The 14,313-nt window shown below is 60.8% G+C and carries 14 protein-coding genes; 8 read left to right on the top strand and 6 right to left on the bottom strand.

The window, feature by feature from the left end:
• Both EN914_RS06265 and EN914_RS06270 read right to left on the bottom strand, forming a co-directional pair.
• A partial coding sequence (locus EN914_RS06265) for a glycosyltransferase (RefSeq protein WP_127389023.1) occupies positions 1 to 313 on the bottom strand: 313 nt, incomplete at its 3' end.
• Positions 314 to 404: 91 nt separating this feature from the next.
• Entirely contained in the window at positions 405 to 1,529 is a 1,125-nt protein-coding gene (locus tag EN914_RS06270) for a nucleotidyltransferase family protein (protein ID WP_024501835.1), read from the bottom strand.
• Between the two features lie 514 nt (positions 1,530 to 2,043).
• On the opposite strand from EN914_RS06270, the gene EN914_RS06275 reads away from it, so the two are divergent.
• The 6 genes from EN914_RS06275 (at position 2,044) to EN914_RS06300 (ending at position 7,980) form a co-directional block, all read left to right on the top strand.
• Entirely contained in the window at positions 2,044 to 2,196 is a 153-nt protein-coding gene (locus EN914_RS06275; protein WP_010913078.1) for a lasso peptide, read from the top strand.
• Positions 2,197 to 2,333: 137 nt separating this feature from the next.
• A complete protein-coding gene (locus tag EN914_RS06280) occupies positions 2,334 to 2,648 on the top strand; it encodes a PqqD family protein (protein ID WP_013528114.1) in 315 nt (104 codons plus the stop codon).
• A 199-nt stretch (positions 2,649 to 2,847) separates the two neighbouring features.
• On the top strand, positions 2,848 to 3,225 hold the full coding sequence (locus EN914_RS39130; protein ID WP_024501836.1) for a lasso peptide biosynthesis B2 protein: 378 nt from the start codon (positions 2,848 to 2,850) through the stop codon (positions 3,223 to 3,225).
• Positions 3,222 to 5,144 carry a lasso peptide isopeptide bond-forming cyclase gene (locus EN914_RS06290; protein ID WP_024501837.1) on the top strand — a complete coding sequence of 641 codons (1,923 nt, stop codon included), beginning with the start codon at positions 3,222 to 3,224 and terminating at the stop codon, positions 5,142 to 5,144. The genes EN914_RS39130 and EN914_RS06290 overlap by 4 nt, the downstream gene beginning before the upstream one ends.
• Positions 5,141 to 6,127 carry a serine kinase gene (locus EN914_RS06295; protein WP_024501838.1) on the top strand — a complete coding sequence of 329 codons (987 nt, stop codon included), beginning with the start codon at positions 5,141 to 5,143 and terminating at the stop codon, positions 6,125 to 6,127. Before EN914_RS06290 ends, EN914_RS06295 begins: the two co-directional genes overlap by 4 nt.
• Positions 6,128 to 6,135: 8 nt before the next feature.
• Entirely contained in the window at positions 6,136 to 7,980 is a 1,845-nt protein-coding gene (locus tag EN914_RS06300; RefSeq protein ID WP_127389024.1) for an ABC transporter ATP-binding protein, read from the top strand.
• A gap of 108 nt (positions 7,981 to 8,088) precedes the next feature.
• Here EN914_RS06300 and EN914_RS06305 read toward each other — a convergent pair whose 3' ends face one another.
• Positions 8,089 to 8,364: an exopolysaccharide production repressor ExoX protein gene (locus tag EN914_RS06305; protein WP_013528119.1), complete on the bottom strand. Its 276-nt coding sequence runs from the start codon at positions 8,362 to 8,364 to the stop codon at positions 8,089 to 8,091.
• 601 nt (positions 8,365 to 8,965) lie between these two features.
• Here EN914_RS06305 and EN914_RS06310 point away from each other — a divergent pair.
• Positions 8,966 to 9,643, top strand: a complete 678-nt coding sequence (locus tag EN914_RS06310) for a sugar transferase (RefSeq protein ID WP_013528120.1) — start codon at positions 8,966 to 8,968, stop codon at positions 9,641 to 9,643.
• A 100-nt stretch (positions 9,644 to 9,743) separates the two neighbouring features.
• Complete coding sequence (locus EN914_RS06315; RefSeq protein WP_024501840.1) at positions 9,744 to 11,009, top strand: polysaccharide biosynthesis/export family protein; 1,266 nt, start codon at positions 9,744 to 9,746, stop codon at positions 11,007 to 11,009.
• 121 nt (positions 11,010 to 11,130) lie between these two features.
• Here EN914_RS06315 and EN914_RS06320 read toward each other — a convergent pair whose 3' ends face one another.
• From EN914_RS06320 to EN914_RS06330, 3 genes are all read right to left on the bottom strand, one after another.
• Complete coding sequence (locus tag EN914_RS06320) at positions 11,131 to 12,441, bottom strand: O-antigen ligase (RefSeq protein WP_024501841.1); 1,311 nt, start codon at positions 12,439 to 12,441, stop codon at positions 11,131 to 11,133.
• Positions 12,442 to 12,696: 255 nt separating this feature from the next.
• Positions 12,697 to 13,803, bottom strand: coding sequence for an acyltransferase (locus EN914_RS06325; RefSeq protein ID WP_024501842.1), 1,107 nt, complete (start codon positions 13,801 to 13,803; stop codon positions 12,697 to 12,699).
• The coding region (locus EN914_RS06330; RefSeq protein WP_206527183.1) for a GDSL-type esterase/lipase family protein at positions 13,800 to 14,313 on the bottom strand (514 nt) is incomplete at its 5' end. The genes EN914_RS06330 and EN914_RS06325, both read right to left, overlap by 4 nt.

A 14,313-nucleotide genomic window follows, 5' to 3' on the forward strand; every position in this document is an offset into this window, starting at 1 on the left:
TGCGAAACCGGCCTTCGAGGAAGAAATCGTCGGCATCGAGAATGCTGATGAACGGCGATTTCGAGCCGGCGATGGCTGCGTTGCGGGCAAAGGAGGGGCCGCGATTGACATCGAGGCGCATCACGGAGAGCCGCCCGCTGCCATCATCGGCGGATCGTGCGACACCGGCGGTGTCGTCGGTGGAGGCATCGTAGACGACCACGACCACCGCCACTTCCGGTTCGCGCAATGCGGATGCGATGGCGACGGCGATTGTCGCTGCGGCGTTTTTTGCCGCGATGATCACGCAGACCTCGGATTTCGTCATCGACATGGATTTGCCTCTCGTACAGGTAATATCGATTTGCCCTCGCCCCGTACTCGTTCGATGCACTACAGAATTGCCATCAGCATCCAACTTACCTTCAGCGACTCGCCGGCCGCTCGAAGATGCGGCGGCTGATATCGGCGGACGCCGCCCAGCCTGCTTCGGCCAGATAGCGGACCGGAGCGCGGCCGCACAGTTCCCAAAGCACCGTTCGCCGCTGCGGCCACCGCAGCGACGGCAGCCACGGCGCGATGACCATGCCGAGCAGATCCTCATTGCCGATGCGCGGCAGGATCCTGGTCGCGCGCTGCGACAGCAGCGTGCCGGCACCGCCGAGTAGCACGTCGGCGGCGCGCAGGCCAAGCAGCAGCGTGTCGTCCAGACCTTGCGCGGTAGCGGCATCGAGCAAACGCTGCTGATCCGCCTCGTCGAGGCGGCCGGCGCTGGCGCCGATATCACAGACGTATCCGGCGCAGGGTTCCCGGTTGAAAAGCGCCTTGGCGACGCTGATGCAGGACAAAAGCAATGTATCGGCCACCGAGGTGAACGGCACCGTCGCACCGGCGATTTCGACCTGTCGCTTGCGCCGCAGGAACCCGTCCGCGTCGCGCGGGCTTGGCGAGCCGGGCTGCTGGAGGCGGTAGTGGAGATCGACGGTGGACGACCTCGGCCCGTCGTCCCGGGTCATGTGCTGTTCGCCGAGGAAGCGGACCCACCAGACGGAGCTCGACTTGCCTGATACCTCATAGCCGATCTTGCGAAGCGCATCACGCGCCCTGAAAAATCCGAGCGGCGAAACCAGGATGTCGACATCGCCCGAGGGCTTCATAAAATGGTCGTCGTAGAGAAGTTGCTGCTGGAACGGACCCTTCAGAAAAACGAAATCGATCTCGCTGGCGCGCAGCACGTCCTGGATCGCCATCGAATCCATGATGCAGGACGCGTTCATCGAAACCGTTTTCCTGCGGTAGGTGTCGAGCCATTGGAAAAGCTTAGTTGGCCTCTGAAGCGCGGTTGCGCGCGAAAGCGCCTTGAGGACAAAGACGGCGACCTTGTTCAGCCTGGCAATCTCGGCAATTTTTTCACCGTCAAGATGGCGCATCGAAACGTCGCCCGCGCCCGGGCCGGCGAAAAACAATCGCAGGCAAGCCTGCACATAGGCCACCTCGCCGGCACAGCCGGCGGCGCGCAATCGTTCGTATGAGCCATCCGGCAAGGCCATTTAGCGCACAGTCTCCCAAGAAAGCGTTTCGCGCCGACACTTATGCTGCAAGTGCGAAGCAAGCATCACCAAAAACCTCGATGCCGTAAAGCCTTTCCTTCTGCAGTGCGAATTTTTGCCACCAAAGCGTCTATCGAGGTGGCATCGGAAAGCAGTGAAAACCGCGGTTGAAATGTCCCTTGCCACGTCGGCTTAGGCAATCTCCGGACGATTTCTCAAATGGAAATTCTTTTCATTAGAGAGGCCTAAATATAGGCACAACGCAAACGGCTTATGCAAGCAAAATCAAATGCTTAAAGAATCAGCACAGGCGCGATCGTCGTGCACAAGGAATCGGCTAAAAAATGACAAGTTTTAGGCATGCCGCTCATGTGACGACGCCAGCAACCGTAATTGATTAACAGAAAGTAAAACAGTCTTGACTCATAAATGCTGCCGTGCAGCTATTGCATTGCAGCATAAAAGTGCTGACGGCACTCGACAGGCCGTTTCCAGTCCTAAATCGGAGAGTAAAATGGAACAGAATGTTGAAAAGCATGAATATGAAACGCCAAGCCTGACGGTCCATGGTTCGATTGAGACCATCACCCAGGGCGGCGGCGGCAGCACGGCGATCGACGCATCGTTCCCCGCGCATACGCCGATTGGCGACCTGACGTTCTCCTGAGACTTACAGCCGATTCCAGAGTGACATGTTGGGACTCTGGATTCAAAAGCAGACGTAAGAGGGGTCGGGGGGCCAGCCTCCCGATTTCTCCTGCGCCACTTGGAGATGTCGCAGCGTTTTGTCAGCGAGGTTTGGGGATGAACGGGGAGCTATCCGACCGTGATCTGGGCGACCACGATAGCGTGTGCGCGACCAAGGATGCCGTGGCTTGCGAGTTCGGCGATGGCTTGGCGCTGCTCAATCTCAAATCCAATGTCTACTACAGCCTGAATGGCGTCGGCGCCTTCATCTGGGATTTGATCCAGGAACCCCGGTCGATCGGCGACATCCGCAGCGCCGTGCTTGCGCGCTACAATGTCGACCCGGCGCGCTGCCAGGCCGATGTCGACGCATTGCTGAAGGGCCTGGCCGATAATGGGCTTGCGAGACGGCATCATGAGGCACTTGTCTAAGCCGGTCCAGCACAAGTCCCTGGTTTCACGGGCCCTGGTTTCACGGGCCCTGGTTTCACGGGCCCTGGTTTCGCGGGCCTTGTCTTCGCGGGCCACGGCTTTACGGCAGGAACCGGCGAGAGAAACAAACGTCAAGCAGACGAAGCGCGGGGGAAGCCGGCGCGGGCTGGTCAGGATTTTCTCCCTGACTGGCTCGGAAATGATCTTCCTTGGCCATTGCCTGCTGGTGGTGGCGACAGTTCGGCTGGGGCTGACGCTGTTGTCCTACAATCGTGTACGCAGCCTGGTGACGCGCCTCGACGCGCGGCAGTGCGCCTCAATGGGCGAACTGCGGCGCGTCGCCTGGGGCGTTGCCGCCGCGGCCCGTTTCGTCCCTTACGCCACGTGCCTGACCCAGGCGCTCTCCGGCCAGTATATTCTCGCCCGCCAAGGCAATGAATCGACGATACGCATCGGCATCGAACGTGGCACAGGCGAGCAGTTGAAAGCACATGCCTGGCTGGTCAGCGACAACCATATCGTGCTTGGCGGATCGATCGACGGCTTCGCCCATCTCGTCGACCACGGCAGCCGATGAGCGGCGTCGCCGGAATCCTGTTGCGCGGAGCAAACGCACCGGCGGTCGCGGCGGCCGACATTCAGCAAATGCTGGCGCGCATGCGCCATCGTGGTCCTGACGGCAGTTCTTGGTGGCTGGACACCAGCATCGCCCTTGGCCACGCCTGGCTCAACACATCGGATGAAGTCGGTCCGGGCCCTTTGACGATGGCTGGGGGCCGGCTCGCCATCACCGCCGATTGCCGGCTGGACAACCGTGACGAGTTGCTGGCCAGGCTCGGTATCCGCGACCAGTCGGTAGCCGACGCGATCGTGCTGATGCGGGCCTATCTGCGCTGGGGCGAAGCCTGCCCGGAGCATCTGCAAGGCGATTTCGCCTTCGCCATCTGGGATGACGAGCGGCAATCGCTGTTTTGCGCGCGCGATCATTTTGGCGTCAAGCCGTTCTACTACCACGCGGCGGACCGGCGTTTTGCCTTTGCGTCGGAGATCGGTCCGATCCTGGGCGTCGAGGGTATCCGCGCACGTGTCAGCGAGCGCCAGATCTCCGGCTTCCTGGCCGGGCTTCCCGACGACCCGCAGTCGACCCCCTACAGCGATATATTCAGCCTGCCGGCCCGCCACAGCCTAACCGTCACCGCGCAACAAGTGATGCTGCGCCGATACTGGCAGATCGAGCCGTCGGCGCGGCCCTTGCGGTCGGATGCATCGGAGGAATTCGCCCATCTGTTCTCGCAATCGGTGCGCAACCGCATGCGTGGGACCTCGGCGGTCGGGGCAATGCTGAGCGGCGGCCTCGATTCCTCGTCTATCGCCTGTGTCGCCAGCCTGCAGAATGCCGCCGCGCGCAAGCCGAGGCTGCCAACGTTCTCGCTGATTTTCGAGAAGGGCTCGCCGATGGACGAGCGGCCCTTCATCGATGCCGTTCTCGACCAGCAGAAGGTCGACGCGACGCTGATCCCGGTCGGCAACTATGCCCCATTTGCCGAATTCGAGCGCGTGCTGGAAGAACAGGAAGGAACGTTCCTGGCGCCGGGCCTGACGCTCACCCGCGGCATCTACCGGACTGCCGGCGCCAAGAGCATCAAGGTGCTGCTGGACGGCCATGGTGGCGACGAGGTCGTTTCACAAGGCCACGGCCACCTGCACGAGCTTGCGAATGGCGGCCGATGGATGGATCTGTGGCGCGAGGTCCGCAGCGCATCCAACACCTATGGCGACAGCACGCTTGGCCTTTATCTCCAGTTCCTGACCCTCTACGGGCCGGCCTGGCGCATCGCCAGGCTGAGGCATATGGCCAACCGTGCCCTGAACAAGATCCGCAAGCCCGCGCAAGTGTCGCGCGCACGAAGCTGGCGCGACCTGATCAATCCGGACCTGGCCAAGCGCACCGAGCTTGTCGACCGGTTTCACCGGGCCGGCTACATGCCGCCCGGCGTCCAGGCCAGCGACGCCTTGAGCCATCGTTGGATCCTGTCGAACGGCTATGTCCCGCATGCTTTCGAGGTTCTCGACAAAGCCGCCGCCAATTTCGGGGTCGAGCCGCGCTACCCCTTCTGGGACAAGCCGCTGGTCGAGTTCTGCCTGGCGCTGCCGGGCGAGGAGAAGCTGAGCCACGGTTTTGGCCGCTATGTGCTGCGCCGCGCCATGCAAGGCGTATTGCCGGAGGCGGTGCAGTGGCGGCGCGACAAGATCGACTTCACTGCCAATCTCGTCAACGGCATGCTGCGCAACCATCGCGACCTCCTGGAACAGCTGCTGGTCTCGGATGCGAAACGCATCGCCCCTTACGTCAATCTGCCGCAAGTGAGTGCCGCCTATGCGCGGCTGCTGCGCCAGCCCGATCAGGCAGCCCCCCTGGATGTCCAGTATGTCTGGCGCTCGGCCTCGCTGTCGCTCTGGCTGCGGCAGCTCCAGCATGGCGGGAGCCCCGCATGATGCCGCGCAACGAGCCGCTCGCTCTATGCAATGATGATGCCTTTTCGCATGGCCGGGCCAAGCGAGAACGCCGCTTCTACCGGGCCTACGGCCTGACCATCGCGTCGGAGGTGACGTTGCCCGAACTGCAGCCGGCGGCGCCGGGGGCGGCGGATGTCGTGATTGCCGTCGGCGCGATCGACCTGCCAAAGCCCTCGCCCGAAGCCGCGACCGACTTTCGCTTCGAGCCGGACCGGCAATATCTGGCGTGGCATGCCGTGGGCGCGTTCCTGATCACCGATTCCAGCCGTATCGACATCGAACCGGCGCCCGGCGTCGACGACGCGCTGCTCGCGTTTCCGCTGCTTGGTCCGGTCATGGCGCTGCTCTTGCACCGGCGCGGCCTGCTTGTCCTGCATGCCAGTGCCATCGCCGCCGCCGGCACGAGCGCCATCTTCATGGGTGATAAGGGAGCCGGCAAGTCGACGACCGCAAGTGCGATGATCCGGGCCGGGCATCGACTGCTTACCGATGACGTGGTGGCGCTGGACCTCGCCAATCCGAGTGAGCCAATGACCGTTCCGGGCTTTCCGCAGATCAAGCTGGCGGCCGACGCCGCGGCGGCGATCTCGCTTGGGGAAGCGGAAGTGCGGCCGCAAGTGCATGCGGCGATCGACAAGATGCAGCATCGCCTGAACGGTGGCTTTTCGGGCGACGAGGTGCCGGCGACCAGGATCTATATCCTCGAGCGCGGCGAAAGGGCTGACATCACGCCCTTGCCCGCCATTGCCGCCCTGCCGGCCATCATCAAATTCTCCTATGTGACGCGCTTCGGCCGCGCGGCCCTGCCCGGCGACTTCGCGACGGCGCATCTTCGGCAATGTTCATGGATTGCCAACCACATCGGCGTGTACCGGCTGGAAGTCCCGACGGGCCTGGACAGGATCGGCGAAGCCGTGGAACTGATCGAAAAGGATCTGTCGGCTGGCAGCCGGCGGTTGTGAGCGCAACCATGTCGAAGCCCCCAATCCTTCGCCCGTCGCTGTTTCGAGAAATTGCCGCCTTCGGCGCCACCATTGCCCGGATCGGCGGCCGGCGAACGTGGACGGCGCTGTTCTTCCTCATCCTCGGCAGCCTGACCGAGGGCATTTCGATCCTGCTGCTCGTCCCGCTGCTGCATCTGGTCGGACGTGCCGACCAGGATTTCGCTGTTCGGCTGCCCAACGATGATTTCGTGCGCTGGCTGGTGCCTGATGGCACGCTGCAACTGACGACCGTGCTTTGCGCGCTGGTCGGGCTTGTTGCGGCGCAGGCGGCGTTCAATCGCTTCAAGTCGGTCTACATGGCCAAATTGCTGTTCGATTTCATCAATCGCGTTCGCATGAACCTGTTCGAAAGCATCGGCAAGGCGCGCTGGGGCGTTTTTACACGCATGCGCAGTTCCGATCTCGATCATGCCCTGACCGGCGACATCGACCGCGTCCAGGGCGCGGCTTTCTCACTGCTGATGCTGGTGCAGATCGCCGTTCTTCTGGCCGGCTATCTCCTGGTTTCCGTGTTTATCTCGCCGGTCATGACGCTGTTTGCCGTGGTCATCGGCATCCTGATGTTCGTGGCGCTGCGGCCCTTCCGGGCACGGGCCACTGCCTTCGGCCGTGTGCTGACCGCCAATCGCCAGGACCAGTACCGGACAGTCTCGGAATTTCTCGGCGGCATCAAGGTGGCCAAGAGCCTGAACGTCGAGGACAGCTATTTCGCGCAGCTGCGGTCGACGCTTGAGAGGATGAAGGCCGACAACATCGACTATGTGCGCAACAGCACCATCGGCACTGCTGTATTCCAGGTGGCGAGCGTCGTGGGCCTGAGCCTGTTCATCTATGTGGCTTTGGTCCGCTTCAACCTGTCGCTGGCCGAGATCGTCGTCCTGCTCCTGGTCTTCATGCGTATCGCGCCGCGCTTCATGGACATGCAGACGCAGGCCCAGCAAGTGCTGATCAACCTGCCCGCCTTTACGGCAATGCGCAGCCTGCAGGCACGTTTCGACGCCGAACGCGAACCCGGCCATACCGAGTTCGCCGACGCCGGGACACTCTCCCTCAATACGGGATTGAATATTCGCGGCGTGTCCTTCGCCTACGGAGATGCTGTCGACAAGGCGGTGGTGAGCGGCATTACCTTCGGCCTGCCGGCCGGCAAGGTCACCGCCCTGATCGGGCCGTCCGGATCGGGCAAGAGCACGATCGCCGACATGCTGCTTGGCCTGCTGGAGCCCACCACTGGCAAGATGCTTGTCGATGGCGTCGAGATCGATGCCAGCAATCGCCGTCGCTGGCGCGACCAGGTGGCCTATGTGCCGCAGGACGTGTTCCTCCTGCACGACACGATCGCGGCGAACCTGCGCCTCGCCGCGCCACGGGCCAGCGATGGCGATCTGTGGGCCGCGCTGCGTCAGGCGCACGCCGGCGAGTTTGTCGAACGGCTCGACCTCAGGCTCGAGACGGTGGTCGGCGATCGCGGCGTGCGGCTCTCGGGCGGCGAACGTCAGCGCATCGCGCTCGCGCGCGCGCTGCTGCGCAAGCCGTCGCTGCTCATCCTCGACGAGGCGACCAGCGCGCTCGACTGGCAGAACCAGTCGCTGATCGCCAGGTCGATCGACGGATTACGCGGTACGATGACGATCCTGACCATCGCGCACCGGCCGTCGATGATCGCCTTCGCCGACTGGGTGGTGGCGATGGAAAACGGCCGTATCGTCGAGGTCGGCCAATATCAGCGGCTGAAGGAAAAAACCGGCAGCCGGTTGTCGAGGATGCTGTTGGGGGAACAGTCGGAGAGCGAACCCGCTGATGTGGCGTGAGCCGGCGGCCAGGACGCGTCGCGCCGAAACGGATTCACGCGGCGCTTTGGTCCCTTTGTCTCGAAGCATGTCGTTGCCGCCAAACCGGCCACGTTTGAGCAGTCTGCATCAATGCAGGCCGCGCCTGGCACCGCCCAGCTTCTCGCTTTCGGCGACCTCGGGTGCGTTCAGTTTGCGCTCGGCGTCACGAGCTATATCGGCAGGCGTCGGCGCGCTCCTGGCGATCATGGTGTAGATGAGCACGAAATAGCCGGCCTGAATGGTCACGGCGCAGATGATGACACGCACCAATATCGTGCCTATCGACGCACCGCCCAGCCAGGACCAGCCGACGACGATCGCCAGAGCGAAAATCATCCCGAGGATGAATTTTGGAAGTGCCATACCCAACAGCCCATAAACCGGCTCGGGTATTATCGCGATTGCCCCACCCGAGCGCCGTCCCTTGTCATGTGGGCTTGTTAAGGTCGCCCACTCTCGACCGGTTGCTTCCGGCCTTTTCCACCTGTCGTCACCGTGACAGGTATAATTTGCAATTCTATTAAGGCGAGCAATAGGCGGCAAGGGCAACTTCGGTTATTTTTGATCGAGCTTTTGCGATCGACTCTGCCATGTTGCAATGCACGCAACGGGAGCTAGGCCGATATCCTCTCGTCGATATTTTTCAGTAAAATGGCCAATATTAAGTAGTATTTTATATGGTTTTGACCAAGCATCACGGCATGATGAAGCACTAGTTTGTACCTCGCCTTGGCAAATAGGTAGGTCCGCCTAAAAACCGCCCCACAAAGGCCTCTATTTTTTCGGCTGTGCCCATTTATTGTCACAAATGTGCTAAATATGCCGAAATTTGTGCATGGCAAGCTTATTATTTAGTCATTTCATGACGTGACTATTTCAACGGGGTGGTAAATTGTGTGTTGCGCTGCAACATTTTTTTGGTATCGTGTGGTGAACCATTCGTTCAACGCATGGAGTTTACGGCATGAGGGACGTTGCCAAGTCAGCCACCGCGAGCTTTTCGCAGGCTGACATCGATTTTCCGCCGCCGATCGGCGGCCTGCTCAAACGCAGCTTCGATATCACCGGTTCACTGATTGGCTTGATCGCCCTCAGCCCGCTATTTGTCATGATAGCGCTGCTCGTCAAGTTTTCCGACGGCGGCTCGATTTTCTACGGCCACAGGCGAATCGGGCGGGGCGGACGGATTTTTCCGTGCCTGAAGTTCCGCACCATGGTTCCGGACGGCGACAAGGTGCTGGCAGCCTATCTCGCCACCAACCCGGACGCCAACGCGGAATGGATCGCGACCCGCAAGCTGAAGAACGACCCGCGCGTCACCCGCGTTGGAGCAGTGCTGAGGAAACTCAGCCTCGATGAGTTGCCGCAGATCATCAACATCCTGCAGGGCGATATGAGCCTTGTCGGTCCGCGTCCGGTTGTGCGCGACGAACTAGAGATCTATGGCACATCCGCCGTCTACTATCTGAAATCGCGTCCGGGCCTGACCGGCCTGTGGCAGGTCAGCGGCCGCAACGATGTGTCCTATGACAGCCGCGTCGCCTTCGACCGTCACTATGTTGAGAACTGGTCGCTGTTCGAGGACGTTCGCATCATCATCAAGACCGTCCCGGCCGTCTGGATGTCGCGCGGTTCTTACTGACCGGCCGGTGGCCAATGCCAGACATTGGCGTCGGCCATTCGACGCAAGCTCATCGGGCGATGGGGCTATAGCGGATCGGAACGTTGAGTTGAAAACAGATTTGTTCGAAGCCTTTCGCGGCGGCCCGGTTTCCGGCCGCCTGCGGCGGGCGCGTTTGCTGGCCACATGCCTTGCCATGGCCCTCGTCGTCCCGCACATCGCCGCCGCCGGCGACTATCGCCTCGGCTCGCAGGACAAGCTCACCATCCGCGTCGCCGAATGGCAGACCGTGGAAGGCACATTCCGTGACTGGTCGGCGGTGAATGGCGAGTACACGGTCGGTCCATCCGGCACGCTGTCGGTGCCGTTCGCCGGCGAACTGCCGGCCTCCGGCAAGACCACGTCCGAAATCGCAACGGCGATCGGCGAGGCTTTGCAGAAAAAACTCGCTTTGTCAGACAGACCGGAAGCCTCGGTCGAGATGGCGCAGTTCCGGCCATTCTACATTTCGGGCGAAGTCCAGAACCCCGGCCAGTTTCCATATGTGCCTGACCTGACAGTGTTGAAGGCCATCAGCGTCGCCGGAGGCATCCGGCGAAACGCCGACTACGGACCTCAACTCGGCAAGGACTTGGTTACCGCCAAGGGCAATTTCGATGTCTCCGACGACCAGCGCATTCGGCTGATCGTCAGGCGCGCCCGCATCGACGCGGACATGGCCGGCAAGGCCAGTTTCGACGTGCCTAAGGAGGTCGAGGGCGATCCGAGACTGCCAGCCATCGTCGCGGACGAAATGACTATCCTGACAGCGGACCAAAAGGCGCTGAAGCTGAAGCTTGAAGCGCTCGACGATCTCAAAGGGGTTTTGGAATCCGAGATCGAATCGCTGCAGAAGAAGATCGTCAACCAGCAGCAGCAGGTCGACTTGGCGCAGCAGCAGCTCGCCAGCATCGGCCCGCTAGCGCAGAAAGGCCTGATCGCCAACGCCCGACTGCTGGATTCGCGCCAGTCGGTTGCCGACCTGCAGGGCAAGATCCTGGACTACGAAACCGCCATCCTCACCGCCAAGCAGTCGATCAGCAAGGCGAAGCAGGACGCCATCGATGCCCAGAACACCTTGAGTTCAAACCTCGCTACCGCCCGGCAGCAGACCGAAGCCGACCTGAACGAAGCCGCGCTGAAGGCGAATATGCAGAAAGGCCTGATAGCCCAGGCTACCGATCCCGCGACTGTGGCCGCCATGACAAATGATCAGCAGCCCGCCCTGCTTTATTCACTGGTGCGCAATGTCGACGGCAAGACCAGCGAAATCGCCGCCAAGGAAGACACACTCGTGCTGCCTGGCGATGTGATCAAGGTCAAGCTGGCGCCGCTGGCCAGCCAGTAGCCCACAGCCCGATACCATCCAGCATCTCAATCCGTCCCGTGAGGGGCGGATTTTTGCTGAGCACCATGCTTGCCAGGCGAAGGCTTCCCGCTGCCCTGACTTCAACCCGCGAGTTGATTGCTTATGACGACCCAGCGGCCGCCGGACGGCCGGCATGCCGGGGCCAATCAGCTTCACCCGTGGCCGCATCCGCCGGCGCCTGCGACCGCCGCGTGCGGGTAGTAACGGGCAGCCGCGCCAGCTTGAAGAAACTGTAGTACATCAAGAAGGAACCCGTAAAATAGGGGTTGAGTATCTCGACCTCGACGAAGGAACGAATCAGCAGCAGCACCATCACGCCGGCGAGGATCACCGGCTCGGCCCGCCATGTCTTGAAGACCACCGCCGACACGTGGCCGTAGAGCGTGCGCAGCACGATCAGCGATACCAGCGTCGCTCCGACGAAGCCGAGTTCGACAAGAGCCTCGATATAGGTGTTGTGGAAGTGGAAGCCGGTGCGGGTGGTGATGTAGAACTCGTTCCACAGCCGCTCGGCTTCGGCGAAGCCCTGCACCCAATAGGCGGCATAGCCGACGCCGAGAATCGGCGATTTCTGCACGGCATTCCAGCCCTGCTCCCACAGATAGGTCCGTCCGGTGAGCGTCGAATCCTTGCCGAAGAGGCCGAGGACGAAGTCCATCAGCCCGAGATTCAAGGCGACAAAGGCAGTCACGACCAGCAGACCGGCGCCGATCAGGAAAATCACCCGGCGGTAGCGCCGTGACAAAATTTTGCTCATCGCAAGAAGCGTCACCAGCGCCAGAACCGCCGGTATCGAGGCCATCGAGGTGGCGGAATGCGAGACGAACAGCAGATAGGCCGACAGCAGAATGAGAGGCGCTGTAAGCATGAGGCTCAGCCGGCCGCGCCTGTAAAAGGCAAGGAACACCACGCTGAAATATATGCCGAGCGAGGCGACAAAACCGAGCTGGTTCTTGGAGGCAAACGCGCCGACGAAATTGTAGGTGCCGTCGAGAACATCGTCGGAATAATTGCCGACCCGCAACGAATACAGCAGGATGAAGAAAATCCCGACCAGGGCGCCTATCGTCAATGCGCGCACGCTGACGGTGCGCGCCGCGATATAGGCACAAGCGATATGAGAGAGATATTGGAACGCCGTCCTTGCCGTGATGCCCGGCGCAACCGACCAGAAAATCGAGAAGCAGACATAGGCGGCAAACAGCAGCGGCAGCCAGGCGCTGGACAGATGCCGCAGAAACCGCCGGTAGTCGACCAGGACGAGTGGAAGCCAGACCGCGTAGTAGGCCAGGATCAGCACCTGGCCGAAAATGAACGAATAGGAAAACGCCCAGATCGAGACGGCTACGGCAAAGGCGCCATAGACCGAGTTCTTCTCGGGATCGACCAGCAGGGACTTTGGAATCTTCATCTCAGAGTCCCGCCGACACGACCCAGTGCCGGCAAGCCATGAGCCGGCCGGATTTTTCGCAGACATGGGCGTGCAATAAACGGCTTCTCCATTGTGCAGTGCAATATAACCTATCGCGCCCGGCGCTCAATGGCAAATCCGGTCAACTTATCTTACGCGAATTGGCCAAGCGGCGGATACCGAGTCGTCGCACCTTGGAACAGGGGCGATCCGTCACAAATCCAGAGGCAGTGGGCGGCCTGTTCCCATCGCGAGTCAGATATGATTTTCGGTTTTCCTGAGCGTCGAGGAGGCTTGCCTACGGGCTGCCAAGCCATTGAAGAGAGCCTGCGCGGGTCGCTCGATCATTGTATAAAGGACAATGGATACCGCTATGGACAGCGCGCATGCCACGATGCCGGCCAGCCCCTGCGCCATCAGCCCCGACTGATGCGGTAGCAGTTTGCTCGCCAGCTGGATCACATAGGGGTGCGAGAGGTAGAGCGAGTATGATGCATCTCCGAGCAAAACCAGAAATGTTATCGCGCGCGTCCGGGGGGGCGACCAAGACAAAGCGGCGGCGGTTAAAACCACGGCAGGGACGCCGTTCGCCAGAAGCCAGGGCAAATCAGGTATCATTTGCCGAATGGCTATTGTCGCCACGAAAATCGCAAGCATAAGCCACGTACGTCCCACGAAAAGCTTCGCACTATGCACATATGCCAGGTAAAGTAAGATGCCAAAAACAAATTCCAGCATCAGCGGATTTGTATAAAAGCGCCAAGCGACGTTTTCACTCTGGATGAATTGACCCATCGCCACGAGAACTACTATGAACATGGATGGCGACAGTGGGCCGCGCAGGCCGCAAGCTATGCACGCAGCATATATTGCATAGAAGAACATCTCATAATTGAGGCTCCAGCCGAGAAAGAGCAGCGGCTGAATCGAACCGTCGACCTTTTCGAACGGGATGAAGAACAGTGATTTCAGGATCGTTTCGCCGCTCACGACGGTCGAATTCAGCAGACCGGGTTTCATCAGCGCAATCAACACGATACCTGCCGTCAGCGTCCAATAGAGCGGAACGATACGAACTATGCGGCGGCGACAGAATTGCCAGGCGCCTTTGGCCTCATCGGTGGTGTAAGCGATTATAAATCCACTGATTACGAAGAATATATCAACGCCTGACGCTCCGAACCCAAAGATATTTTCCTTAAGACCAAACTCTATTTGAAAACCGCTTCCAATATGGAACAATACCACCGCAAAAGCGGCGACGAACCTTAGAACTTGGAGCCCGAGCAGCTTGCGACGAACATTGGTGCTGTCCGGCAGCACCGTTGGTGATTCTACGCCAACCGTCGAAGCTACAGTCATTTTGTCTCTTCCCAGCCAAGGTCCGCTTTCACACGGGCCTCAAGTTCATCGGCCATATGACCCTGGCCGATTTCATTTGGATGCGAGTCGCAGCCGCGTGAAGCAACTCCTCCTGGACTGTCGAATCGTATCAGAGCAATTTTTCTTTCACCCGCGGCACGACGGACCGCCACGGCCTTGTTCACGGCCGACACCGCGGCATCGAGGTCGGCGCCCCAAAGCATCGGGCCGATACCGGCATAGATCATTGCGCCAGGCGCGTTGGCGCGCAATTGGGCAAGCAAGTCCGCGTAGCGTGCGACAAAATCCGGCGGCCGCGCGCCACCACTGAAATCGTTGCTGCCGAGATGCACGACAATGACATTGGTATCAGGCAGTTGCTCCCGGTCAGGACGTGACGGCATCAGTCGCGTGTAGAGGTCGCGCATCGTTGCGTTGGTGCTGCCATCATAATTGCGGACAAGGCCCTTCCCGGATGCTGCAAGCGTCGTAACGTCTGCTCCAAAGCGG

The sequence above is a fragment of the Mesorhizobium sp. M7A.F.Ca.CA.001.08.2.1 genome (assembly GCF_003998455.1).
Lineage (GTDB): Bacteria > Pseudomonadota > Alphaproteobacteria > Rhizobiales > Rhizobiaceae > Mesorhizobium > Mesorhizobium ciceri.

Excerpts from the sequence above, each read along its gene's own strand:
- EN914_RS06325 (WP_024501842.1), bottom strand. The coding sequence starts at position 13,803 with ATGACTGTAGCTTCGACGGTTGGCGTAGAATCACCAACGGTGCTGCCG.
- EN914_RS06320 (WP_024501841.1), bottom strand. The coding sequence starts at position 12,441 with ATGAAGATTCCAAAGTCCCTGCTGGTCGATCCCGAGAAGAACTCGGTC.
- EN914_RS06290 (WP_024501837.1), top strand. The coding sequence starts at position 3,222 with ATGAGCGGCGTCGCCGGAATCCTGTTGCGCGGAGCAAACGCACCGGCG.
- EN914_RS06310 (WP_013528120.1), top strand. The coding sequence starts at position 8,966 with ATGAGGGACGTTGCCAAGTCAGCCACCGCGAGCTTTTCGCAGGCTGAC.
- EN914_RS06275 (WP_010913078.1), top strand. The coding sequence starts at position 2,044 with ATGGAACAGAATGTTGAAAAGCATGAATATGAAACGCCAAGCCTGACG.
- EN914_RS06295 (WP_024501838.1), top strand. The coding sequence starts at position 5,141 with ATGATGCCGCGCAACGAGCCGCTCGCTCTATGCAATGATGATGCCTTT.
- EN914_RS06300 (WP_127389024.1), top strand. The coding sequence starts at position 6,136 with ATGTCGAAGCCCCCAATCCTTCGCCCGTCGCTGTTTCGAGAAATTGCC.
- EN914_RS06270 (WP_024501835.1), bottom strand. The coding sequence starts at position 1,529 with ATGGCCTTGCCGGATGGCTCATACGAACGATTGCGCGCCGCCGGCTGT.
- EN914_RS39130 (WP_024501836.1), top strand. The coding sequence starts at position 2,848 with ATGATCTTCCTTGGCCATTGCCTGCTGGTGGTGGCGACAGTTCGGCTG.
- EN914_RS06305 (WP_013528119.1), bottom strand. The coding sequence starts at position 8,364 with ATGGCACTTCCAAAATTCATCCTCGGGATGATTTTCGCTCTGGCGATC.
- EN914_RS06280 (WP_013528114.1), top strand. The coding sequence starts at position 2,334 with ATGAACGGGGAGCTATCCGACCGTGATCTGGGCGACCACGATAGCGTG.